Genomic DNA, 22,740 nt, shown 5'->3' with positions numbered 1-22,740 from the left:
TGATCTGGATTATATAAAAAGAATGTTGAAAATGTATCTTTTTTGTAGCGCGATGTAGTAAAACGGGCGTTTTTTATATGTTTTTGGTGAAAAAGACAGTTTGATAAAATTGTTTATTTTTGTTAGAATTTTATTGAAATTCATTGAACTTAAACGTGCAAATAACTCATTTTTATGTATATGTGAAAAAACGAACAAGGTGGGTGAAATGATGGGCTATAGGTGTTATCGAATGGTATATTATTTAGAAAATGGAGAGATGATTAAAGATATAAAAGAATTTTGTTATCGAGATGATGTGAAAATGCTAGAGCGTGTGGCACATCGTGTGATGGATCATAAGGAAGTAACGGCAATCGATCAACAAGGTACGATCATTTCAATTGCTTGTAATGATATTGTAAAGATTGAATTGGATTATATACAGTAAAGTTAACCTTGAGTCATATTGAATTATTCGTTAAAATATACTGTTGAATGGTGAAGCGAGAAGAGAGGAGTTTATCATGGGTAGTACAAGACACTTTTATATGTTTATCGTGGCGTTTGTGCTTGTTGTAGCGTTGACAATTTATTTAATTGTTGATAGTAGCTGGTATAATGCGGTGCATCCAGCATTTCTAATTTTTATGTATGTTGGAATTGCGGTTGTTAGTTTTGGGATGAGAGATGAAATGTTAGATCGCTTTGAAAAGTGATACATATACAAAAGACCAACAGGAAATTGTTGGTCTTTTTTTTCTTGCTAAAAGATAACATTGTGTATATACTGTATATATGAAGTATACACAGTATATACACAATGGAGGAAAGTATGAATATTATTATTTCAAATTCTTCCCCGGATCCGATTTATGAACAAATTAGTAAGCAATTGCGGCAGCTTATTTTAAATGGGAGTCTAAAGGGAGGAGAACAATTACCATCAATTCGTAGTTTAGCAAAAGAATTGCAAATTAGTGTGATTACGACGAAACGTGCCTATGAAGAACTTGAAAAAGAAGGGTATATCGAAACAGTTGCAGGAAAAGGAACTTATGTATCAGAGAAAAATAGTGAGCTGATTCGGGAGCAACGTTTGCGTTTATTGGAGAGTAAAGTGGAGGAAGTTGTAAATGAGAGCAAGCTTCTTCAGCTTTCATTCGAAGAACTAGAGCAGATGATCGCTTGTTTATATAAGGGGGAATAAGAAGATGTTAGAGTTAAAAAATGTATGTAAAAATTATCAAGGTTTTGCAGTGAAAAATATAAGCTTTACATTGCCGCGCGGATATATTATGGGGTTGATCGGACCAAATGGTGCCGGGAAAAGTACAACCATTAAAATGATTATGAATTTAGTTAGAAGAGATGGTGGTGATATAAAAATCTTCGGAAAGGACAATAAAAAAGCTGAAAAAGAGATTAAGCAAAATATAGGTTTTGTATATGATGAAAATCACTATTATGAAGATATAACATGTGAACAAATGAAGCGAATGATCGCACCACTATATAAAAAATGGGATGAAGAAAAATATCAATCCTACATGGAGCGATTACAAGTTCCAAAAAATAAAAAGATTAAGCAGTTATCAAAAGGGATGAAAATGAAGTTTGCGATTGCAATGGCGATATCTCATCATGCAGAGCTGATCATTATGGATGAGCCGACATCTGGATTAGATCCAGTTGTTCGCAGTGAACTACTTGATATGCTCCAAGAAATTGTCATGGAAGAAGAAATATCTGTTCTATTCTCAACACATATTACAACCGATTTAGAGCGTATTGCAGATTACATTACATTTATCAATAACGGTGAAATTGTTTTTACGGGAGAAAAAGATGAAATACTAGACAGTTATGTCATCGTAAAAGGAAGCAATGATCTATTAGATCCAGAAGGAAAAGAATATTTCATCGGGTTACGGAAAAATAAATTTGGTTTCGAAGGATTAGCGAAGGATAAACAAGCAGTGAGCGATTGGTTTGGTCAAGAAGTTATACTCGAAAAGCCAACTTTAGATGATATTGTTGTATATACGGCGAAGGGGAGCGGTGTTTATGCGTCAACTCATATATAAAGATTTATTCTTTTTTCGAGTAGTTTGGCTAGTTTACATTATTATGCCATTTATATTTTTGGGTTGGAATCCGGACGGAGAAAAAATGTTTCCAGCAAGTTGTTTACTTATAACAGTTACTTCTTCTATGGTATTAATAGGAATCGATGAAAGAAATAAAAGTGACGTAATGTTAAATAGTTTACCAGTGAGTCGGAAGGAAATTGTTATTGCTAGATATATTTCCAGTGCAATATTTGTTATTGGTGGAATCATTGCAACCATGTTGGCTGTTTTTCTTGTAAGAAGTATCGCTGGAATTGGAGATATTGGTTTATATCATCCTAATTTATATATTGAAATTCCATGGTATATAGTAGTAAGAGGCTTATTATTTTCAGTTATTTTTATTGTGACATTACTTCCTAGTTATTATGGAGTTGGGTCAAAAGTAGTACGTGGAATTTGTACGGGAATAACAGTGGGGATCGGTATTTTCATTGGGTTGTTTATGATTGACAGATGGAATCAAGTGTCATCATTCAGTCATTGGATTATGAATCCGGTACATATTGGAATGATTATTCTAGGAGGAATTGTATTAGCTAGTATATATATCACATCTATGTTTATAACCATTCGAATGTATGAAATGCGTGATATATAGGGAGGAATATGTATGCAACAGTTAATTTTGAAGGATATTTTTTTACAGAGAACGATTTTTCTAATCTGTTTTATTTTTCCTTTTTATGGAATGCTAAAGCAGTCTATTGAACCGCATCAGTTAGCGTCTATTTGTTTTGCTACTTGTCTGTTCATGATTTCATTTTCTATAGTAACTGAAGAGAAAAATAGTACAGAAAAAATATTAGTAAGTTTACCTTGTACGCGGAAGGAAATTGTCATTGCTAAATATATATCGACAGCATTTTTTATTGTGGCCACTTTAATAGTTACATTTGTTTTGTTAATAGTACCTGTACTACTATTCAGAGATCATATCAATATTCCGTGGTATGCATTATTTGTAGCGGGTTTCTTTTCTATTCTTTATGCTGCTATGATCCTTCCTATGAAATATAGCGGAAATAAACAAATGGTCACTATTTTGGGGATCATGGTCCTTTTTCCTATATTGGGTTTGCAAGGATTCATGTGCAATGTATTTGCTGAGGAAAGGCTTATGGTAATGTTTTTTCAATCTTCCAATGTGATGCTAGTAATAAGTATTTTAAGTATAGTGGCATGGATGAGCTATTTCATTTCAATGTTTGTTTCGATTATTATATTTAAACAAAGGGAATTGTAGAGTGTAGTCTGTTTCAAGTGAAAAAGGTGTCGTACTTGCAGACACCTTTTTTCAATAATGACAATAGGAAAGCAGCAGTTTATAAACAAAAACGCTATTCGATGTTTCATTCGGAGTGTGTAATAGAAAGCTGAAAAAAATAATAAGAAAAAGAAATAGAAAAAATAAAAATAGAATATGTTTATGTACGGAATTTTGCATATAATCAGCTCCTTTTTGTGTAGTATGTCCAAAAGAAAAGGAGATATAATAGAGCGACAAAAGCTAACAAGGAAATGACGATATGAAATGGATATTCGTGGTGTCATTGTTGAAATAGTATGTTTGATCCTGCTACTTTAGGGCATTCGATTGTGATAGGAAATCGAATCATAACAATAAAAAAGGACAGTTACTTCTGTTTAGAAGCGCTGTCCTTTTTAAATAATTTGTTCCAAAGTTTAGCGATACTCCAAATGATTATGATAAGGATGGATGCAACAATCGACCACACGATGGATATCACTTCAAGGGCCATGTTTGGGAAAAATGTAAGAATTGCCATCGCTTTATGAAATAGCCATTCAATGATATGAAAGCTAATTTGTAGTAAAATGGCGATACTAAGAATGAGTATGGTTCCAATTTGTTTTCCTTTTTCTTTCCACATCACTGTCACCTCACATTAGCCCAATAATTTTAAGCCAACTGCACCGCATACAATGCAGCTTAAAAAGGCAAGGCGGCGCCAATCGGCTGATTCTCGGAAAATGAGGATGCCTAAGAGTGCGCTTCCCGCTGTTCCTATTCCTGTCCAAATCGCATAAGCTGTTCCCATCGGTAAAACGTTCATAGCAAGCGATAAAAAGAAGAAGCTTACGCCAAAGTTGGCGATTAAAATAAGTTTTGGTATCCAGCCTTTCTTTTTCGTAGCTATTTTCATAAACAATACACCAGTAACTTCACAAATACCAGCAAGAATTAAAAATACCCAAGCCATTTTATGCTGCCTCCTTCTCTTTTTTTTCTTCACCTGTTACTTGTTTTAAGCCAATTACGCCAACGAAGATTAAAGCGATAAATAAAATTTTTACAATGGAAACAGGTTCACCGAAGATGAAAATCTCTGTGAGAACGATACCGCCAGCGCCAATTCCGGTAAACACAGCGTAGACGGTTCCAACAGGTAAATCTTTATAAGCTTTAAATAACAGGATAAAACTCATTACAATGATAAGAGCAACACCAAGCCATTCTAGTGGTGCCTCCGCATGTTTTAGTCCAATTACCCAAAAAATTTCAATGATACCAGCTAAAATTACATAAATCCAAGCCACATATAATCCTCCTTCCTACCAGTCGTTAGGTAAAGGGCCGAAAAACGACGCATTGCGAAAAGCAATCCGTCATTTTGAAAGACCGCGCCAAAATACGATCCATGAGGCTTTTAAACGGGTCTCAAAGCGATTGAAACCAGCATATAATAGTTCGACCATAAGACCATCCAGTAAGCATAAATAAGCTTCTAAAGCGTCTTTTACTTCAATGTTATGCAATTCACCTTGTTCATTTGCTCGTTTGAACAGCGGGAATAAAATTTCTCTAATGTTTTCAATGTGAGCATTTGCTTTTTCGATAATTTGTTCGCGAAATGCATCAGGTGGAAAATAAGAAGTTCGCAGCCAAAACATGGATTCTTCACTTTCACCGAAACGTTTTGCGTAACCTTTTAGAAGATTTATAAGCAATGTTTCAGTGGGAGATTCTGAAAGTAATTCTATATCATCTGTAAAGCATTGTAAGTCTTTTTGCAAGGCTTCTTCTAAGCAGATGAAATATAGTTCTTCCTTCCCTTTAAAATGTGCATAAATTGATGGTTTTTTAATTCCGACCTCTTGTGCGATATTTGCCAATGAGGTTCCTTCATAGCCGTAGCGTGCGAAATGAGAAAGTGCTACAGCTTTAATACGGTTTGCTGTCATTTTTCATCCCCTACCTACCGTTCGTTAGTTTGATTGTATAAGAGAATCGTTTGAAAGTCAATGCGCTGAATGAGAAAAAGAGTACTCATTTCAGTACTCTTTATACCGTTTTTCGTTCGATTAAATGGAATGGAAGTTCTTCCGCGTATCCTGTAATTTGTTCAGCTTGTATTTGCTTATGAAATAAAGAAAAAGCACGGGCACCCATTGTGAGCCCAGGATGCTCAATTGTTGTGATTTCAAGTGCTTTTGAAACTTCATGATTATCGAAGCCAAGAACAGCTAAGTCCTCTGGAATATGCAATCCTTGTTTCTTTGCTTCTGTTACTAAACCGGCAGCGACTTGATCATTAGCAGCAAAAATAGCGGTAGGGCGCTCTTTCATATTTAAAATGCGATGTAAGACTTTCGCGCCATCTTGCATCGTGTAACATTGATAAAACATCCAGTCAGGTTGCACTCTTCTTTGAGCAGTTTGAAGAATATCAGCAAAAGCTTTTTCCCGTTGTAAGGTACTTACACTTTTTCGTCTTGCTAGGCAGACACCGATCCGTGTATGTCCTTTATTTAGTAAATAGTTTGTACCGATGCGAAAGCCTTCATAATGATCCACATAGACAGAGGAAATAAGCGGATGTGTTAGTTTTTCACATGAGACGATAGGTGCAAATTTGGAATAAGGTTCGATTTGCTCCCAAGAATTTGTTCGGGAACAGATAATCATGCCATCAAATTGTTTCATTTTCATTATTTCAAGGACGCGAATTTCTTCGATACTATCATAATTTGTTTGACATAAATTGATATGATATCCGGCAGATAAAGCTTCATTTCCAATTCCTTCAATAATGGTACTGAAGTAGGGGAGGTTAATAAAAGGAAGCATGACACCAACTGTAAATGTTTTTCCTTTTATTAGATGAATGGCGTTTATATTCTTTGCATAATTTAATTGTTCTACAGCATGTAATACACGTTCACGCTTTTCTTGACTCACATAAGGATGGTCATTTAATACACGAGAAACTGTTGTTATAGATACACCAGCAGTTTGGGCAATTTGTTTTATATTTACCATGAGTATCACCTCTATCTGTATTATAAAGGGAAATAGGTAAAAATGGAAAAATAGTGAAAAAGACTTGACCTGAAAAGCTTTTCACAAATTATGGTATAAGTAAGGCTTTCTGTTATTCGCGTAACCTTTTGATTTGGGGCGTGAGAATAACAGGGAGTCTTTTTTTGTTTCAAAATTTGATGTCAAAATGTGTGAGAATAAAGAGGAAAGTTTTCAAAGGGCCCCTAGAACGAAAGACGAATAGGAACAATAATGAACGCTGTATTCGTTAAGAAATCGATAGGAAAGGGCTGAAACAGGTTGAAAAAAGAACTCGTTTGCTTCATGATTTCTAGTGTATTTGTTAGTGCATGTGCATTTCAGCAAACGGTAAAGGAAGATAAACAATTTGTGGAGACGACAGGTGGGGTGGCAGACAGAGTGTTTGGTCCCATGTTAGTAAAGGATATTCCAAACTATTTTCCAGTATCATTTAAAGTTCCGACTTTTTTACCATACGACATAATGGATGATGCTAAAGGAGAAGTGAGGAAGATTGGAAAGGAAAAAGCGGTCTTAACGATTAAATATAAGCAACAAGAGCAGGGAAGAAAGGACTATATAGAGTTAACAGTCGCTAACTTTTCTTATAGCTTCCCGTATATTGTAGAACAAAATCGATTTCAAGAACAAATACGATTAAATAATGGAGTGACGGCTTATTTTAAAAATAAAGATGAAGGGGAAAGCGGAGAGGAATTTGCAACGCTTATTTGGAAAGAAAAAGAGCTTGAATATCAACTATTATATCGAAATGCATTCGTGCAGCAAGAAAGTGAAGTAATTAAGCGGAACTTACTATATGCTGCTAATAATATGAAAAAAACTAGCTGAACAGTTCAGCTAGTTTTTCATATTATTTCTTTTTAATTTTGCCTGTCCATGTTTTAAATCCACCTTGCAATTGGTAGAAATCTTTGTAGCCTTTCTTTTTCAAGAATTGAGCTGCACGGCCTGTACGGAATCCACTTTGGCAATACAAATAAATCGGTTGATCTTTACGAAGTTCTTTGTAGCGAAGACGAATTTGTGATAGTGGAATGTTACGTGCACCTAAAATATGTCCAGCGTTATATTCATCCGCTTCACGAATATCGATAAGCTGTGCTTTACGGTATCCAGTGCGAAATTCTTCTTCTGAAAGTGTTTGAATTAATTTTTTTTGATAGAAATACATCCATACAGAGTAGCCGACAAATGCTAGAATGATGGCTAATATAATCATTAAGTTTGTTGTCACGATTCTATCGCTCCCTTTTTTCTTATCCTACTTTCAATATTATAATGTCCATGTGTATTTATGCAACAGATACATTGGTTATAAGAAGAATTTTCGTATTCTTTCACAATTTTTGCCGAATTTGGTAGACTAGAAGATGTGAAAAATAATTGGTTATATGAGGTGCAGGATGGGAAAAGAAAAATGGTGTTATATTAACTCTGGTCAATGTTCACCGGCATTTAATATGGCGTTAGATGAATGTTTATTAAATTGGCAAAGTGAAAAGAAAATGCCGCCGACGATTCGTTTTTATGAGTGGGGAATTCCAACGTTAACGGTAGGATACTTCCAACGTGTGGAAAAGGATATTAATATGGATGTAGTAAAAGAAAAAAAATACGGCTTTGTGCGCCGTCAAACAGGCGGCAGAGGTGTATTGCATGATAAAGAATTAACGTATAGTGTCATTGTATCTGAAGATCATCCCGAGATGCCAAAAACAGTGACGGAAGCGTACCGAGTTATTTCGCAAGGGCTATTAGAGGGATTTAAAGCACTTGGATTAGATGCATACTATGCGGTTCCAAAAACAGAAGCAGATCGTGAGAATTTAAAAAATCCACGCTCAGGAGTCTGTTTTGATGCGCCATCTTGGTATGAGATTGTTGTGGAAGGTAGAAAGATTGCGGGCAGTGCTCAAACACGTCAAAAAGGTGTAATTTTACAGCATGGGTCGATTCCGCTAGAAATTGATTTAGATGAGCTGTACGATCTATTTTTATTTCCAAACGAGCGCATGAAAGAGCGCATGAAGAGTATGTTTTCTTCTAAAGCGGTTGCAATTAATGAATTGACAGATCGAACATTTACAATTGAACAATTAATTGAAGCTTTTCACACTGGATTTGAAAAAGGTTTAAACATAGAATTGCTGCCATATACATTAACAGCAGAACAGCTCCATGAAGTAGAAACATTAGCGAAAGAAAAGTATGAAAGTGATGAATGGAATTATAAAAAATAAGGATATGGCTATGGCCATATCCTTATTTTTTATAATAAATTAAGTACTTTCTCTACTTTGATTCCTTTTTCTTGTAAAGAGCGAAGACGATTTACAACGTCCATAATTTCTTTGTCAAATGTAACACTAATACCTTGATTTGTAAGCTCTTCTTTCAAACTTTCAACAGAATCATCTATGTCAATACCAAGTTCATAATCTTGGCAAACTTCGACTGCCTTTTTTACAAGTTTCACATAATGTTCTTGTAGTTTAGAATTTGTTTCAGTTAAAACAGGTTGTTTCGGTTTTGTAGGTGTAACGGAAATTGTTTCTTGTTTTGTAACCGGAGTAAGCTCTTCTGTTTTTACCGGCTTTGGAGCAGCTGGTTTTGCAACTGTTTCTACATGTACTGGCTTCGGTGTTGGTACCGGAGTAGGTCTTTTTGTTTCGACAGGAGCTTCTACGCTTGCACTAGGCTTTGGAGTAACTGTAATTGCTTTTGGCATTGAAATCGCGACTTCCTCTTTTTGAGGCGTAGTTTCTTCAGCCGTTGCCTGTGCTGTTGCTTCTCTGTTCTCCTTCGCCCACATTACGCGTTCAATTTGCAAGGAAACATTATTTTTATTCATCGCTGTCAGTGTAACTTTACCAACTTCAGCGTTTCCTGAGAAATCAACAATTTTATAAATTACACTTTTGTTCCAATCTACTTTCCCGCTCAAGAATAATTCTTCGTTACATTTTGGCGTCAAGCCCTCGATTTTAATTTCTGCATTTACACCGTTTTCACTATATACCATAATTAGCGAAGCACTTACATCTTCGTCTGCTAGCATTAATTCACGTACCATTTTGCCGGTGCGTACTTGCGTTTTCTTCTTAAGTGACATCAAATTTCTCCTCTCAAAAATGAAGTAATAATAAAAAAATCATATAACGAAAAATAATTGCTCACGAAGAAATATGATACCGATAATAAAAGCATCACGTCAACAATTTACGTTAATTATTTTGCATTTTTCTTGTTTCTTTATGAAATTTTTTAATTTGTAAAATTAGACAGAAGAAAAAACAGCCTGCTTATAAGGTGGTTTTAAAAGTTTGCTTTTTTATATAGTTTGGCTTGTTTCATCTCTTGTCACGGCATTCTTTCTGGTGTATCATTTTATTGATTGCTTCGTACGGAATAAGCAAAATGAATGTGGATGGAGGAAACCGATGCCTACTCCTAGTATGGAAGATTATATTGAACAAATTTATTTGTTGATTGATGAAAAGGGTTATGCCCGTGTATCTGATATTGCTGAAGCGCTTAGTGTACATCCATCTTCTGTAACAAAAATGGTACAAAAATTAGACAAAGATGAATACCTAATTTATGAAAAATATAGAGGACTAGTATTAACAGCAAAAGGTAAAAAAATTGGAGAGCGTCTTGTATATCGCCATGAATTATTGGAGCAATTCATGCGTATTATCGGTGTGGATGAAAGCAAGATTTATAATGATGTGGAAGGAATTGAGCATCATTTAAGTTGGGAAGCGATTGACCGCATTGGGGATTTAGTACAATATTTTGAGGAAGATGATCTTCGAGTTGACACGCTTCGAGCTGTTCAAAAAGCAAATGGAGAACAAAGTAAGTAAAGGGAACGAATGCGTTTCCTTTTTTGTTTAGAAGAAATGAAGCAAAAAGAAAACCGTATTTCCTAGAAGGAAGCACGGTCTTTCTTTTTATTTTTTTTACCTTCAATGACTGTTAAATGAGATTGCTTTCGTTTTCGTTTTAATAAGGGAGAATTCCCCTTATTTCCTTTATCGTCTGTGTTATTTCGTTTTAAAAAAGAATTGCTTAGGGGTGCTACATTTTGCTTTCCGTATTTGCGGTTCGATTGTTTCGCAGCACGCTTGTAAGAGTTATGCGAATGAGCGGAACCACTAGAATTTGTGAACATTTTGTACAGCAAGTAAAAGATACCAAGAACAAGCAACATAAGGCCGATGTTTTGCAGCATTCCCATTGGATTTGTAATTGCTGAGGAAACAAGACCGAATATTGCTAATCCAATAATAATGCCAACAAAAGCGAACATAAACGAACGACCGTTCATAAGGAACACCTCCTAAAAAACATGTATTAAAATTAGTATATTAGCGATGAGGAAAGGAGTTGAACATCATTTTTTTTATCATGATTGTTGTTTATTTTCTAACCGTAATAATTCGTGAAATGATGCGATTGCAACTTCAACTTGATCATCAGTAGGTTCCTTTGTTGTTAAAAGTTGAAGCCATAACCCGGGATATCCTAATACGCGTAAAATAGGAATATCACGTAATCGGTTGGTGAACTGTAAGACTTCAAAAGAAATTCCAAGAACGATTGGAATTAATAAAATACGATTTCCAACTCGGACCCAAAGAGGATCTGTTGGAACAAGAAAGTAGACAAACATTCCGATAATTACGGTAAAGATAATAAAGCTACTACCGCATCGATAATGAAGACGAGTTTGCTTTTGAACATTTTGTACAGTTAACGGAAGGTTATTCTCATATGCATGAATCACTTTATGTTCCGCACCATGATATTGAAATACTCTCTTAATAAGTGGAGTTAAGGAAACAAAGTAGATATAGCTTAGCAACAATACAAGCTTAATCATACTTTCAACGATAATTTGCCCAGTATGAGACGGGAAAATAGGTCGCGTTAATTCTGCTAATAGTGCAGGAAGTGCTGTGAAAATCACTTTTCCAAATATGAACGATAACACTCCGACAGCTGCTACTCCTAATATCATCGTTAATTTTGATTGTTCTTCTTTTTTATTTGCAAGTTGTTGATCATCCTCTGGATGAACATCGAATCGCTCTGAGGCAAAGTTTAAATGCTTTGCTCCGTTAGCACTTGCATCAATGATAGCGGCAATGCCTCGTAAAAATGGGATTTTTTTAAGCGCAGATGATATTTTATTACGAACGCGTGGCAATCGATAAAATTCGATTGTTTTGTCTTTACGACGAACCGCTGTAACAGTATATTCTCTACCACCAAACATAACTCCTTCTATGACCGCTTGCCCGCCATATATTTGTTTTGACTGTTCTGACATGTTTAACACCAACCTGTATCTGTTTCTCTCTTGTGTAGAAAAGAGGCAATTGTCATACTTGGTTCTGTCAAGGCATATTTGACAATTACCGAGTTTCCTTTATTTTATCGACAAATACAAGCAGATGACAAGGAAAAATGTTACGAAGGTAAGACATTTCTTATTCTTTTTATAGACAAATTTCGCATGATTTAAACATGCTTCAAACTACTTTCGGACATACTAGTAAGCGGAGGTGTTTAATGTGAAACAGGAACAAACTGGAATAAACAATTTTGTGCAAATTGGTTTATTTGGTGGTGTTTTTTGGGGGAGTATATGGTATTTTCTTCATATTTTCTCTTTTACAGAGGTTGGAACAAATTATTTACTTTTGCCATTTGCGCTTGGGGATTGGAAAGAAGGTGTTTGGGGAAATATAGCAGGCATTAGCTGTATTGGACTTTTTTCTATTGTAGTAGCATTTCTTTATAAGACTTTTTTTAAAAGGTTTGAGGGGGTACTTCCCGGTCTCTTGTATGGTTTGTTTTGGTGGAGTCTTTTATTTTTAGGACTAGGTTCCATTGCGCCAGTTATTAAAAATGCAATGCATTTACCGAAAGAAACCGTTACAACTACAATTTGCATTTTTATTTTGTATGGTGTATTCATCGCCTATTCTGTTTCATTTGAGGCGAATAATGTAAATCAAGGAGAAGGTACAGAGAAGACAAACTATTCAAACAAGTGACTCCTATGTTAGAATATGAAATATATATTCTTTATATTAAGGAGTTTTAAAAAGATGAAGAAAGTACTCCTCGTAAACGGTCCTAATTTAAATCGTCTCGGTGTTCGAGAGGTAAATGTGTATGGGAAAGGAACGTTAGAGACACTTGAAACAGATATGAAACAAGAAGCTGAAAAATTGGGAGTAGGATTAGAATGTTTTCAATCGAATCATGAAGGTGCTCTTATTGATATCATTCATGAAGCGGATGGCATATACGAAGGAATCATTCTAAATCCAGGAGCATTTACGCATTATAGCTATGCGATTCGAGATGCTATTGCAAGCATTTCAATTCCAGTTATTGAAGTACATATTTCTAACATTCATCAGCGTGAATCATTTCGTCATGAATCGGTGACAGCAGCAGTTTGCGCAGGTCAGATTGTTGGATTTGGTTTTTATGGCTATAAGCTAGCGTTATTTGCATTGTTGGAGAAACTGAGGGAGGCATAAATCAATGGAAAAGATCACGAAATTAAGAAGTGCGTTTGATGAAGCTGGTATTGATGGGATTTTATTAACGAATGAATATAGCCGTAGATATATGACTGGTTTTACAGGAACAGCAGGTGTCGCATTGATTTCGAAAGAGCGTGCTCTATTCATTACAGATTTCCGTTATGTAGAGCAAGCTAGTAAACAAGCTGTTAGCTATGAAATTATACAGCATACAGGCCCGATTCTTGATGAAGTGGCGAAGCAAGTGAACAACTTAGGAATTCAAAAACTTGGTTTTGAGCAAGATACTCTCACATATAGTTCTTATACAGCACATAAAGAAGCCGTTGCAGCAGAATTTATCCCGACTTCCGGGCTTGTAGAAAAGTTACGCTTGATTAAGACGGATTCAGAGATTAAGATATTAAAGGAAGCTGCACAGATTGCAGATGCTGCCTTTGAACATATTCTATCATTCATTCGCCCAGGAGTATCTGAAATTGAAGTGTCAAATGAACTTGAATTTTTCATGAGAAAACAAGGAGCAACATCTTCTTCGTTTGATATTATCGTTGCTTCGGGACTACGTTCAGCATTGCCGCACGGTGTGGCATCTGAAAAAGTGATAGAAACAGGAGATTTCGTAACGTTAGATTTCGGCGCCTATTATAAAGGATATTGCTCTGATATTACTCGTACGATTGCAGTCGGTGAACCGTCAGATAAATTAAAAGAAATTTATCATGTTGTTTTAGAAGCACAACTTCGTGGTGTAAATGGCATGAAAGCTGGTTTAACGGGTCGTGAAGCCGATGCATTAACACGTGACTACATAGCGGAAAAAGGATACGGTGAATATTTTGGCCATTCGACAGGTCATGGCCTTGGTCTTGAAGTTCATGAAGCACCAGGATTAGCATACCGCTCTGAAACAGTACTTGAGCCAGGGATGGTTGTGACAGTAGAACCGGGTATTTATATTCCAGGTGTTGGTGGTGTACGTATTGAAGATGATATCATTGTAACGAGTGAAGGTAATGAAGTAATTACAAAATCTCCAAAAGAACTTATTATTTTGTAACATACAGGAGGATTTTTTGCATGATTTCAGTAAACGATTTTCGTACAGGTTTAACAATTACGGTGGATAACGACCTTTGGCAGGTTATTGAATTCCAACACGTAAAACCAGGTAAAGGTGCGGCGTTTGTTCGTTCTAAATTACGTAACTTACGTACAGGAGCTATTCAAGAGAAAACATTCCGCGCAGGTGAGAAAGTAGAGAAAGCACATATCGAAAACCGTCGTATGCAATATTTATACGCGAGCGGTGAGGCTCACGTATTTATGGATAATGGAACGTATGAACAAATCGAACTTAGTGAAGCTCAAATCGAGCGCGAACTAAAATTCTTGAAAGAAAACATGGAAGTGTCAATTATGACATATCAAGGTGAAGTGCTTGGTGTGGAACTTCCAAACACTGTTGAGTTAAAAGTTGTTGAAACAGAGCCAGGTATTAAAGGTGATACAGCTTCTAACGTAACAAAACCAGCTACATTAGAAACTGGTCTTGTTGTACAAGTACCAATCTTCATTAATGAAGGTGAAATGCTTGTTATTAATACAGGTGAAGGTAAATACGTTTCTCGTGCGTAATGGAAGAAGCACCCGTGGATGATCGCGGGTGCTTTTTTTAGAGGAAATACGGCATATAATAAATAGCGGTTATAATAAAGCTAACGAGGGTAAGTGAAAGGGTGCCAGCTATATATGGTGTGAAAACGATTTGAAATGGCCTTATTTCATCAGTTTCAACACCTGTTAATGTCTTACAGAATTTACGATACGTGAAAGCCCACACAGGACTTTAGTCCGTCTTTAGACGTGGGATGAAAGTATCGTTTTTGCGTAGCAAAACATGGTATACTTTATTCATAGTCATGCAAAAGACTCTAAAACGACTGTTCTCTGAAAACAGAATACATATGAGGTTGGAGTAGCGAATTCTTCTACTCCGTAAAATGTATTAAGTCGTCAAGAACAAGACGTAAAAACATTTGAGAACCAACAAGCTGTACGGTATGGTCACAGTACCGTAGCCCACGAACCTATATGGTCTGTTGTGGGAGTGGTGATGGCACACCGCAATCTTGCACGTCAGCGATACCAGAAATGGACTTCGCCTTTGGTAGTAAGAATCCCACTGACGTTAGTCAGCTTGCAGCTTTAGCTGTGGGAGTGTCAATCATAATAATTAACCATGTAATTGCAAATATAGCTAAACTACTAAGGAAAAAGCTCTCCATAAATGACCAACCGATCACTTTTGAAAAAAGATAAATGATCGCTAATTCTACCACAATCGTTAAACTAAATTTCAATATCTTCATATTTCTTCCCCCTCAATTTGTACGTTCAGCTAATTTAAAAATTTATTCCTTTCTCCAATGCGGTATGCTCGTCTGGCAACTTGTTTTTCACATGCGATGAAATATAAGGTAGTTTCTCTTGTGCTTTTAAAGATTTCTTTTTTAGCAGCTTCATACTATGTCCCCGGTATGGATAGCCAAGTCAACTGAATGTGAGATTGCGGCAGCTCATAATTCATATATTTAAGTGTGATGAGGCCAATTGTTTCATTTTCTTTATCCTCACTGATTAACGTTTCACTTTATGATTCCTCTGGATAAAAATCTTTTTTGACGCTCCTCTTCTATTGCGAAAAGAAGAATTGCTTTCGTATCTTCGATTTTTTCTACCTGTATTCCGAATGCATTTTTCACATGTGAATCGCTTGATTATTCGAAAATCATATTTTCATATTGTAAATCGGGTGGTAATAAAGTAACGTACTGCATCGTTTATACTCCTTTTCCATTCAATATACCATAATGTAATATGAATATTCAGTCTCTTTTGGGCCCATAGAGAAAAATTATGTTTTTACTTCTGAAATAGACAACCACTGCATATGGTTGTACAAATATATTCTTTTTCAGATTGGCATTTTTAGTAAGCGAAAGAGTCGTTGTGAGGAGAGAAGGTGAAAGAATGAAACAGTGGCTAGCGGCAATAGAAACTTCTGTGCTTGTTATGGGATTACTTCGGGTGTTTTCTGGGAGCGCGGAAATATTCGCCGCTTTGCTTATGCTTTATGTAAATGATGCGAAAAAGGCCTTGTTTATAAATGGTATGTTGGCATTTGTTGGGCCTACTGTATTAATTCTAACAATGACAATTGGCATTGCAAGTGTCGCAAGTGAAATCTCTTTTTTGAAGCTTTTTTTTCTGACTCTTGGGGTTGCCTGCATTTTTATCGCAGTGTTGAAATAGAAAGTCAATTCGAGTGGGGAGAAGACGATGAAAGAAGTATTAGAGGTTTTACCAAAAACGATGAGAGAGTTAATTGAAGGATGTAATGAATATAACGCGCTAGAAGAAATTCGTGTTCGAATTGGAAGACCGCTTGAATGTATTGCTCACGGAAAAGTATTCTTTCATGAATATATTGTTACACCAGAAGATGCTATGTATCTCTTAAATAAACTGAGTCAATTTTCTCTTTATACGATGGAGGAAGAACTAAAGCGTGGATATGTTACGCTGCGTGGTGGTCATAGAATTGGTCTCGCAGGGAAAGTGATTACGGAGAAAAGCGCGGTCAAGATGATTCGTGATGTGTCATCTTTTAATATTCGGATTGCTCGTCAAAAAATTGGAATAGCTGAACCGCTCTTATCCTATTTATACGAATCACGTTGGTTAAATACGATGGTAATTGGTCCTCCACAAACAGGTAAAACAACGCTTCTTAGAGATGTAGCACGCTGTATGAGTCAAGGAGTACGTTCTGCGAATATTCCTTCTTGTAAAGTTGGCATTGTGGATGAGAGATCAGAAATTGCTGGCTGTGTAAAAGGGATTCCGCAATATGAATTTGGCCCACGTGTTGATGTGCTTGATGCGTGCCCGAAAGCAGAAGGAATGATGATGATGATTCGTTCTATGAGTCCAGATCTATTAATTGTTGATGAAATCGGGCGCATGGAAGATAGCGAAGCCATTATGGAGGCTATTCATGCAGGGGTACAACTGTTTATCAGTGCACATGGATTTTCTTTCGATGATATACGAAAGCGTCCATCTTTAAAAGCGGTAATGGAATTTGGTGTGTTTGAGCGCTTTATTGAACTCTCAAAAGCAAAAGGACCTGGTACTGTAGTGCAAGTGAAGGATGGAGAGGGGAAACCGATTCAAAGGCGAAAGAAGGTTCAAAACGTATGATAAAAATATTTGGTGCGGTGTTAATTGTAGCAGTAACGACTTTTTTGGGATTTTCACATGCAAAGAGATATAGTGAGCGCCCGCGCCAATTACGGCTTTTAAAAGCAGCCCTTCAATCATTAGAGGCCGAGATTATGTATGGACATACCCCTTTATCAGAAGCGGCAGAACGTTTAGCCAAACAAATGCCGAAACCATTAAGTTGGATATTCCAAAGCTTTTCAAAGCGGCTTGAAAACGGTGAACAAATTGTTAGAGAGGCTTGGCTTGATAGTTTAAAAGAAAATTGGACACTCACATCTCTTAAACAAGCGGAATATGAGATTTTACAACAATTTGGTGAAACGTTAGGGCAACATGACCGAGAGTCGCAACAAAAACATATTCGGTTATGCATTACACATTTAGAAAGAGAGGAAGGAGAAGCGAAAGCATTACAGCAGCAATATGAAAAAATGATGAAAAGCCTCGGGGTATTAGCAGGGCTACTTATTGTGATTTTACTGCTATAAAGGGGGGAGAAAGGCGATGTCCATTGACGTAGGGTTAATATTTCAAATCGCCGGAATTGGCATTATATTAGCTTTCATTCATACGGTATTAAAAGAATTAAAGCGGGAAGATATTGCAAATTGGGTCATTCTTGTCGGCTTTGTAGTCATTTTATTTCACGTAGCATTCCTAATCAATACATTGTTCGACAAGATTAAAAGTGTCTTTCTCTTCCAGTAAAGGAGGCGATTCGCATCGAAATTATTCAAATTGTCGGATTAGGCCTCGTTGCAACTTTTTTAGCGGCTATATTAAATCAACATAAGTCTAGCATTACATCATTATTTATTGTCTTTATTGGTAGTGTAATGTTTCTTCTATTGATCGATCAAATTCATTCTATCTTAAGAATGATTGAGCGAATTGCCAGTGAAGCAAAAGTGAGCAATGTCTATGTCGAAACATTATTAAAGATTATTGGCATTGCTTATATTGCTGAATTTGGGGCGCAAATTACAAAAGATGCAGGGCAAGGAGCAATCGCTTCTAAAATCGAATTAGCCGGGAAAATATTAATACTTGTTATGGCCATTCCGATTTTAACAGTTGTAATTGAAACCATTCTTGGCTTTTTACCTACGGGATAAGGGGGAGTAGATGTTGCGGAAGTTTGGAGCTAAGCTGCTGTTTGCTTGCTTCCTTTTCTTTTCTTTACCAATTGTCGTACAAGCTTCTCCTATAGAACAAAACGTCGTTGACCAGCAATTGGACAAACTTGGAATTGAGGATGTGAAGCAGTTTTGGGATGGACTGATTACTAAATATGACGGTTACTTACCAGAAAGCCAAAAGGGAAGTTTTATGGAATTTGTGAAAGGAGAAAAAGAATTTTCAATAAAGGAGTGGATGATAGGTTTACTCAAATATTTGTTCCATGAGCTTGTTGCAAATGGAAAGTTACTTGGGACTCTTATTATGCTCACAATCTTTAGTGCGCTATTACAATCTTTGCAATCCGCTTTTGCCAAAAGTAGCATTAGTAAAATTGCAGATGCTGTTGTATACATGGTGCTCATTATTTTTGCATTAAATAGTTTTTATGTAGTGATGACTTATGCAAGAGAAACGATTCAAACGATGGTAGATTTCATATTGGCATTGCTTCCAATCTTGTTGGCTTTAATAGCGACCGGAGGCGGCGTTGTATCCGTGTCATTCTTTCATCCTATTATCGTGTTCTTAATGAATACAAGCGGTTTACTTATGAATTATATCGTTCTTCCACTTTTGTTACTTGCAACAATTTTAAGTATCGTAAGTACGATGAGTGATCAATATAAAGTTATGAAGCTGTCTAAACTTTTTCAGAAAGTTAGCGTTGGGATTATCGGGATATTTTTAACCGTTTTTCTCGGCGTGTTATCTGTACAAGGAACAGCAACAGCAGTTGCTGACGGTATCGCTGTAAAAACAGCGAAGTTTGTCACGGGAAACTTTATACCAGTAGTAGGCAGAATGTTTACAGAAGCTGCAGATACTGTGATTAGTGCGTCTGGGCTACTTAAGAATACAGTAGGGATGATTGGACTTGTTATTTTATGTTTAATCGTAGCATTTCCAGCTATTCAAATCTTTTGTATCGCCTTTATTTATAAATTTGCAGCCGCTGTTTTACAGCCAGTTGGCGGGGGAGCGATTATTCAATGTTTGGATATTATAGGACGAAGCATTATTTATGTGTTTGCTTGTCTAGCAATCGTATCTTTTATGTTCTTCCTTAGCATTACGATTATAATCGCCGCAGGGAATATTACCCTCATGATGCGCTAGGAGGTGAGGAATATGCAATTTGTTACGGAATGGATTCGAAACATTATTGTATTCTTGCTTTTAGCGACGATGCTTCATTTGTTACTTCCTAATTCTAATTTACAGAAATATGTAAAATTTGTTGTAAGTCTACTATTAATCGTGTTGATTTTGACTCCGTTATTCAAACTATTACAAACAGATGTAAATGAGGTAATTGCTACCTTTAATCAAGAAAAATATGTAACAGATCATTCTATAAAAAATTCTATTGATACAAAGAAAAAAGAAATACAAGCCCTTACACGTGCATATAGTTTAGAAGAGATGGCTGTCAAAATGAAAAAAGAAATCGGTAAAGAGTTTGAGAAAAAGTATGGTATGACAGTATCTAATATAGAGGTAGTTGCGCTAGAAACAAAGGAAGAAGTAAGAGCAGCAAAAGATATTGAGTCTGTTATTGTAACATTGAAAGAAAGGGAACCGAAGCAAAATGATGCAATTGAAACTGTAAAACCAATTGAAATCAATACGAAAGAACCGAAGCAAACAACGGAAGAAATGAACGTAGAAATGAAGGAGTTCTTTTCAAGCAAATGGCAGCTAGAGGATAAACAAATCCAAGTTCAAATGGAAGGAGGGACAGGTAGAGTAAATGGACAATAACGATAAGGGTTCAAAGTTCTCATTTTTTCGCAACTTATTTAAGGGAGAGGAGAAAGAAGATAGGGAGAAGGGAAAAAAGGTAACACCAAAATTTTTGCTTGTCCTACTTATACTTGGAATCTTGCTTATGTTCTCTAGTAATTTCTTTCAACCGAAGAAAGAAGAGGTGCCAGTTTTTAAAGAACAGACAAGTCAAAAGACGGAAAAAGATATACCTACTTTTGGGCAAAAGAATAACGATAGTATGTCTATGGTAGAAAAATATGAAAAAGCATATGAACAAGAATTAAAGTCTTCGTTAGAAGATATTACAGGTGTGAAAGAAGTATCAATTGAAGTGAATCTTGACTCCTCTGAACAAAAAATACTCGAAAAAAATATTGTAAAACGATCTCAAACAACGGGAGAAACAGATAAAACGGGAGGGAAAAGGGAGGTGGAGGACGAGTCAACGGACGAGAAAACAGTGATTATCCGTGAAGGGGATAAAGAAACTCCTATTGTTTTGCGCACGGAAAAGCCGAAAGTACGCGGTGTTCTTGTCGTGGCAAAGGGAGTGGATAATATACAAATCAAATCAATGGTAAAAGAAGCAGTAACGCGCATGTTAGATGTTCCAGCACACCGCGTTGCTGTGTTACCGAAAAAAGGTTAAGGGGGAAGTGAAGTGTTGAAAAAACAAACAGTTTGGTTATTGACGATGTTAAGCCTAGTTGTTGTCTTATCTGTTTATTATGTAACAACACCAGAGAAAATGAATAATGTAACACCAACAGCAAGTGAAAAGATTGGACAAGAAAAGCAAAATGCTGAAAAAGAAGGAACGAAAGAAACGACAAATCAAGAATCTGAGAAAAAAGAAACTGCGGGTAAAGAAACAGAGAAAAAAGATAGTGGTAATAAAGAAACGAGTAAACAGGAAGGAAATGTAACTGTTGAATCGAATGATGAGAATTTTACAGCTCTTCGTATGCAAATGGAAGATCAGCGCAGTGCTGAGAAAGAAAAATTACAAAATGTAATGAATTCATCGAAATCTTCCGCAGAGGAAAAGAGTAAAGCGAAAGATAGTTTTGATGCAATTACTACAATGGAGACAAAGGAAAGCTTACTGGAAACGGTTATTAAATCGCAAGGTGGCTATAAAGATGCACTTGTAAGAGCAGATGGAACTGATATTAAAGTAACAGTTAAAGCAGCAAAGCATTCGCAAAAAGAAGCAAATAAAATTATTCAACTTGTACGAAGCGAAGCTGGAGCGAAGGATGTAGGTGTGAAGTTTGATCCTGTTAAGTAATCAAAGGTTGGTGGTAAGGCAGAGAGAAATGGAAAAAAGCTATCGCTTTCGATAGCTTTTTTCCATTTCATTCGCATGGTCTTCTTCAATCCGAAACGGAGGGATGCGTTGAGAGTGGAAAATAAAAGGTTCATGGTAATGATGGTTGCTTTCCCCAGATTTTATATGAACAAAAGTAACAATGACCCAAACGGTTACAGCTGGTAGAAATAGAATGAGCCAAATCATATTTCAGCACCTCGCTACACGATATTTTCGTTCCCTTTGAACATACTATTTTTATATGAAGGAAAAATAAACGGTTTGTAAACAAAAAAATAATATTTAGTAAAATATATTTTTGTACATTTAGAAATACGATTCATATAGGAAACATCATGTTATTGCATTCTTTTATGAAAAAGAAAACAGCCTTTTTTTTGAAGTGGTCTTGCCAATTTCATGTGAAACTTGGTATTATTACTAGGTGATAAAATATGTAATGAAATTATATTTTCACAGGAGTTTCGATTTATAGTAAAGAAATATAAGTTGGAATGTTGAAAATATTTATCGTAAGATGGAATTAGTCAATCTTTCTATTGGTACATTTTGAAAGAGAATGTTTCCAGTGGAATGCATCGTATTTTTACAGCAAAACGGTTCTTTTTTATAGGACGACTGTAAAAACGAGACAAACAAGAGTATGGGAGTGGGTTTTATATGTTTAAAATTCAGGAAGTTCGTGAATTAATTAAATTAATTGATAGCTCTAATATTGATGAATTTGAATACAAAAAAGATGGTACAACAATTAAAATGAAAAAACGCGGTCACGAAGTAGTGGTAGGACAAGCACCAGCAGTTATGCAAGCAGCGGCTCCAACTGTAGAAGTGGAAACAACAGCGGCAGCAGCGCAGGTGGAAGCTCCGAAGCAGGAAGAGAAGAAAGCTGTTACAGATGAGAATTTACATAAAATCACATCGCCGATGGTAGGAACATTCTATGCTTCTTCTTCACCTGATGCACCTCCATATGTAACGGTTGGAGATCGCGTATCAAAAGATTCTGTTGTATGTATTGTAGAGGCAATGAAGTTATTTAATGAGATTGAGGCAGATGTAGAAGGTGAAATTGTTGAAATTCTTGTTAATAACGGACAACTTGTTGAATATGGACAACCGCTATTTCTTGTAAAAGCGTAATAAGGGAGTCTTTGT

General features: G+C 36.1%; 34 protein-coding genes and 1 pseudogene. 23 read left to right on the top strand and 12 right to left on the bottom strand.

Features of this window, described 5'->3' with window-relative positions; translation table 11 throughout:
• Window positions 1-211 precede the first annotated feature (211 nt).
• The 6 genes from MR058_RS09735 to MR058_RS09710 all read left to right on the top strand — a co-directional run bounded on the left by MR058_RS09735 (window position 212) and on the right by MR058_RS09710 (window position 3,357).
• Window positions 212-430 (top strand): DUF3929 family protein, encoded by a 219-nt coding sequence (locus MR058_RS09735; RefSeq protein WP_242143764.1) that lies wholly within the window; start codon window positions 212-214, stop codon window positions 428-430.
• Window positions 431-506: 76 nt separating this feature from the next.
• Window positions 507-698 (top strand): hypothetical protein, encoded by a 192-nt coding sequence (locus MR058_RS09730; protein WP_242143763.1) that lies wholly within the window; start codon window positions 507-509, stop codon window positions 696-698.
• 116 nt (window positions 699-814) lie between these two features.
• The gene (locus MR058_RS09725) at window positions 815-1,189 is read left to right on the top strand and encodes a GntR family transcriptional regulator (RefSeq protein WP_242143762.1); all 375 of its coding nucleotides are present in this window, start codon (window positions 815-817) and stop codon (window positions 1,187-1,189) included.
• Window positions 1,190-1,193: 4 nt separating this feature from the next.
• A complete protein-coding gene (locus MR058_RS09720) occupies window positions 1,194-2,066 on the top strand; it encodes an ABC transporter ATP-binding protein (RefSeq protein ID WP_242143761.1) in 873 nt (290 codons plus the stop codon).
• Complete coding sequence (locus tag MR058_RS09715; protein WP_242143760.1) at window positions 2,047-2,712, top strand: ABC-2 transporter permease; 666 nt, start codon at window positions 2,047-2,049, stop codon at window positions 2,710-2,712. The genes MR058_RS09720 and MR058_RS09715 overlap by 20 nt, the downstream gene beginning before the upstream one ends.
• Window positions 2,713-2,724: 12 nt before the next feature.
• Window positions 2,725-3,357, top strand: a complete 633-nt coding sequence (locus tag MR058_RS09710; protein WP_242143759.1) for an ABC-2 transporter permease — start codon at window positions 2,725-2,727, stop codon at window positions 3,355-3,357.
• A gap of 391 nt (window positions 3,358-3,748) precedes the next feature.
• Here the strand turns inward: MR058_RS09710 and MR058_RS09705 are convergent, their stop codons facing one another.
• The 5 genes from MR058_RS09705 to MR058_RS09685 all read right to left on the bottom strand — a co-directional run bounded on the left by MR058_RS09705 (window position 3,749) and on the right by MR058_RS09685 (window position 6,396).
• The gene (locus MR058_RS09705) at window positions 3,749-4,006 is read right to left on the bottom strand and encodes a DUF3975 family protein (RefSeq protein ID WP_242143758.1); all 258 of its coding nucleotides are present in this window, start codon (window positions 4,004-4,006) and stop codon (window positions 3,749-3,751) included.
• 15 nt (window positions 4,007-4,021) lie between these two features.
• Window positions 4,022-4,336 carry a DMT family transporter gene (locus tag MR058_RS09700; RefSeq protein WP_242143757.1) on the bottom strand — a complete coding sequence of 105 codons (315 nt, stop codon included), beginning with the start codon at window positions 4,334-4,336 and terminating at the stop codon, window positions 4,022-4,024.
• Window position 4,337: 1 nt separating this feature from the next.
• Window positions 4,338-4,673 carry a DMT family transporter gene (locus MR058_RS09695; protein WP_242143756.1) on the bottom strand — a complete coding sequence of 112 codons (336 nt, stop codon included), beginning with the start codon at window positions 4,671-4,673 and terminating at the stop codon, window positions 4,338-4,340.
• A gap of 69 nt (window positions 4,674-4,742) precedes the next feature.
• On the bottom strand, window positions 4,743-5,318 hold the full coding sequence (locus MR058_RS09690) for a TetR/AcrR family transcriptional regulator (protein ID WP_242143755.1): 576 nt from the start codon (window positions 5,316-5,318) through the stop codon (window positions 4,743-4,745).
• A gap of 100 nt (window positions 5,319-5,418) precedes the next feature.
• Complete coding sequence (locus MR058_RS09685) at window positions 5,419-6,396, bottom strand: LacI family DNA-binding transcriptional regulator (RefSeq protein WP_242143754.1); 978 nt, start codon at window positions 6,394-6,396, stop codon at window positions 5,419-5,421.
• 324 nt (window positions 6,397-6,720) lie between these two features.
• Here MR058_RS09685 and MR058_RS09680 point away from each other — a divergent pair, with 324 nt between their 5' ends.
• Window positions 6,721-7,269: a DNA polymerase III subunit delta gene (locus tag MR058_RS09680; RefSeq protein ID WP_242143815.1), complete on the top strand. Its 549-nt coding sequence runs from the start codon at window positions 6,721-6,723 to the stop codon at window positions 7,267-7,269.
• Window positions 7,270-7,291: 22 nt separating this feature from the next.
• On the opposite strand, the gene MR058_RS09675 is transcribed toward MR058_RS09680, so the two are convergent.
• On the bottom strand, window positions 7,292-7,675 hold the full coding sequence (locus MR058_RS09675) for a rhodanese-like domain-containing protein (protein ID WP_242143753.1): 384 nt from the start codon (window positions 7,673-7,675) through the stop codon (window positions 7,292-7,294).
• A 169-nt stretch (window positions 7,676-7,844) separates the two neighbouring features.
• Here MR058_RS09675 and MR058_RS09670 point away from each other — a divergent pair, with 169 nt between their 5' ends.
• Window positions 7,845-8,681 (top strand): lipoate--protein ligase family protein, encoded by an 837-nt coding sequence (locus tag MR058_RS09670; protein WP_242143752.1) that lies wholly within the window; start codon window positions 7,845-7,847, stop codon window positions 8,679-8,681.
• 29 nt (window positions 8,682-8,710) lie between these two features.
• On the opposite strand, the gene MR058_RS09665 is transcribed toward MR058_RS09670, so the two are convergent.
• Window positions 8,711-9,553, bottom strand: coding sequence for a hypothetical protein (locus MR058_RS09665; RefSeq protein ID WP_242143751.1), 843 nt, complete (start codon window positions 9,551-9,553; stop codon window positions 8,711-8,713).
• Window positions 9,554-9,881: 328 nt separating this feature from the next.
• Between MR058_RS09665 and mntR the strand changes: the two genes are divergently transcribed.
• Window positions 9,882-10,310, top strand: a complete 429-nt coding sequence (gene mntR / locus MR058_RS09660; RefSeq protein WP_242143750.1) for a transcriptional regulator MntR — start codon at window positions 9,882-9,884, stop codon at window positions 10,308-10,310.
• A gap of 62 nt (window positions 10,311-10,372) precedes the next feature.
• On the opposite strand, the gene MR058_RS09655 is transcribed toward mntR, so the two are convergent.
• Complete coding sequence (locus tag MR058_RS09655) at window positions 10,373-10,774, bottom strand: SA1362 family protein (protein ID WP_242143749.1); 402 nt, start codon at window positions 10,772-10,774, stop codon at window positions 10,373-10,375.
• 78 nt (window positions 10,775-10,852) lie between these two features.
• Complete coding sequence (locus tag MR058_RS09650; protein ID WP_242143748.1) at window positions 10,853-11,779, bottom strand: DUF1385 domain-containing protein; 927 nt, start codon at window positions 11,777-11,779, stop codon at window positions 10,853-10,855.
• Window positions 11,780-12,023: 244 nt separating this feature from the next.
• Between MR058_RS09650 and MR058_RS09645 the strand changes: the two genes are divergently transcribed.
• The 4 genes from MR058_RS09645 to efp are packed head-to-tail and all read left to right on the top strand — an operon-like array spanning window position 12,024 to window position 14,648.
• A complete protein-coding gene (locus MR058_RS09645; RefSeq protein WP_242143747.1) occupies window positions 12,024-12,509 on the top strand; it encodes a YqhR family membrane protein in 486 nt (161 codons plus the stop codon).
• A gap of 54 nt (window positions 12,510-12,563) precedes the next feature.
• Window positions 12,564-13,004, top strand: a complete 441-nt coding sequence (aroQ, locus tag MR058_RS09640) for a type II 3-dehydroquinate dehydratase (RefSeq protein WP_242143746.1) — start codon at window positions 12,564-12,566, stop codon at window positions 13,002-13,004.
• A gap of 4 nt (window positions 13,005-13,008) precedes the next feature.
• Window positions 13,009-14,070, top strand: coding sequence for a Xaa-Pro dipeptidase (gene pepQ / locus MR058_RS09635; RefSeq protein WP_242143745.1), 1,062 nt, complete (start codon window positions 13,009-13,011; stop codon window positions 14,068-14,070).
• A 20-nt stretch (window positions 14,071-14,090) separates the two neighbouring features.
• On the top strand, window positions 14,091-14,648 hold the full coding sequence (efp, locus tag MR058_RS09630) for an elongation factor P (RefSeq protein WP_242143744.1): 558 nt from the start codon (window positions 14,091-14,093) through the stop codon (window positions 14,646-14,648).
• A 557-nt stretch (window positions 14,649-15,205) separates the two neighbouring features.
• Here the strand turns inward: efp and MR058_RS09625 are convergent.
• On the bottom strand, window positions 15,206-15,382 hold the full coding sequence (locus MR058_RS09625; RefSeq protein ID WP_242143819.1) for a hypothetical protein: 177 nt from the start codon (window positions 15,380-15,382) through the stop codon (window positions 15,206-15,208).
• A 34-nt stretch (window positions 15,383-15,416) separates the two neighbouring features.
• Window positions 15,417-15,775: pseudogene (locus MR058_RS09620) on the bottom strand (hypothetical protein).
• Window positions 15,776-16,043: 268 nt separating this feature from the next.
• Between MR058_RS09620 and MR058_RS09615 the strand changes: the two are divergent.
• From MR058_RS09615 to MR058_RS09575, 9 genes are read left to right on the top strand one after another with little or no spacing between them, the layout of a single operon-like run.
• Window positions 16,044-16,325 (top strand): YqhV family protein, encoded by a 282-nt coding sequence (locus MR058_RS09615; RefSeq protein WP_242143813.1) that lies wholly within the window; start codon window positions 16,044-16,046, stop codon window positions 16,323-16,325.
• A 27-nt stretch (window positions 16,326-16,352) separates the two neighbouring features.
• Window positions 16,353-17,276 (top strand): stage III sporulation protein AA, encoded by a 924-nt coding sequence (gene spoIIIAA / locus MR058_RS09610; protein ID WP_242143743.1) that lies wholly within the window; start codon window positions 16,353-16,355, stop codon window positions 17,274-17,276.
• Window positions 17,273-17,788 carry a stage III sporulation protein SpoIIIAB gene (spoIIIAB, locus tag MR058_RS09605; protein WP_242143742.1) on the top strand — a complete coding sequence of 172 codons (516 nt, stop codon included), beginning with the start codon at window positions 17,273-17,275 and terminating at the stop codon, window positions 17,786-17,788. Before spoIIIAA ends, spoIIIAB begins: the two co-directional genes overlap by 4 nt.
• Window positions 17,789-17,804: 16 nt before the next feature.
• Window positions 17,805-18,008 (top strand): stage III sporulation protein AC, encoded by a 204-nt coding sequence (spoIIIAC, locus tag MR058_RS09600; protein WP_012095344.1) that lies wholly within the window; start codon window positions 17,805-17,807, stop codon window positions 18,006-18,008.
• Between the two features lie 8 nt (window positions 18,009-18,016).
• Window positions 18,017-18,415 (top strand): stage III sporulation protein AD, encoded by a 399-nt coding sequence (gene spoIIIAD / locus MR058_RS09595; protein WP_313928208.1) that lies wholly within the window; start codon window positions 18,017-18,019, stop codon window positions 18,413-18,415.
• Between the two features lie 10 nt (window positions 18,416-18,425).
• Window positions 18,426-19,598 (top strand): stage III sporulation protein AE, encoded by a 1,173-nt coding sequence (spoIIIAE, locus tag MR058_RS09590; protein ID WP_242143741.1) that lies wholly within the window; start codon window positions 18,426-18,428, stop codon window positions 19,596-19,598.
• Between the two features lie 12 nt (window positions 19,599-19,610).
• Window positions 19,611-20,243 carry a stage III sporulation protein AF gene (spoIIIAF, locus tag MR058_RS09585; protein ID WP_242143740.1) on the top strand — a complete coding sequence of 211 codons (633 nt, stop codon included), beginning with the start codon at window positions 19,611-19,613 and terminating at the stop codon, window positions 20,241-20,243.
• The gene (gene spoIIIAG, locus MR058_RS09580) at window positions 20,233-20,898 is read left to right on the top strand and encodes a stage III sporulation protein AG (protein ID WP_242143739.1); all 666 of its coding nucleotides are present in this window, start codon (window positions 20,233-20,235) and stop codon (window positions 20,896-20,898) included. Before spoIIIAF ends, spoIIIAG begins: the two co-directional genes overlap by 11 nt.
• A 12-nt stretch (window positions 20,899-20,910) precedes the next feature.
• Window positions 20,911-21,540 (top strand): SpoIIIAH-like family protein, encoded by a 630-nt coding sequence (locus MR058_RS09575; protein WP_242143738.1) that lies wholly within the window; start codon window positions 20,911-20,913, stop codon window positions 21,538-21,540.
• 39 nt (window positions 21,541-21,579) lie between these two features.
• Here MR058_RS09575 and MR058_RS09570 read toward each other — a convergent pair whose 3' ends face one another.
• Complete coding sequence (locus MR058_RS09570) at window positions 21,580-21,768, bottom strand: DNA recombination protein RecO (RefSeq protein ID WP_242143737.1); 189 nt, start codon at window positions 21,766-21,768, stop codon at window positions 21,580-21,582.
• Window positions 21,769-22,242: 474 nt separating this feature from the next.
• On the opposite strand from MR058_RS09570, the gene accB reads away from it, so the two are divergent.
• The gene (gene accB / locus MR058_RS09565) at window positions 22,243-22,725 is read left to right on the top strand and encodes an acetyl-CoA carboxylase biotin carboxyl carrier protein (protein ID WP_242143736.1); all 483 of its coding nucleotides are present in this window, start codon (window positions 22,243-22,245) and stop codon (window positions 22,723-22,725) included.
• Window positions 22,726-22,740: the final 15 nt, after the last annotated feature.

Origin of the sequence: Bacillus cereus group sp. BfR-BA-01430, from assembly GCF_022663115.1 — a bacterium.
Classification (GTDB): domain Bacteria; phylum Bacillota; class Bacilli; order Bacillales; family Bacillaceae_G; genus Bacillus_A; species Bacillus_A cereus_BD.
Note: the sequence above shows the minus strand (reverse complement) of the source record. Positions and strands in the feature narration are given on the sequence as shown.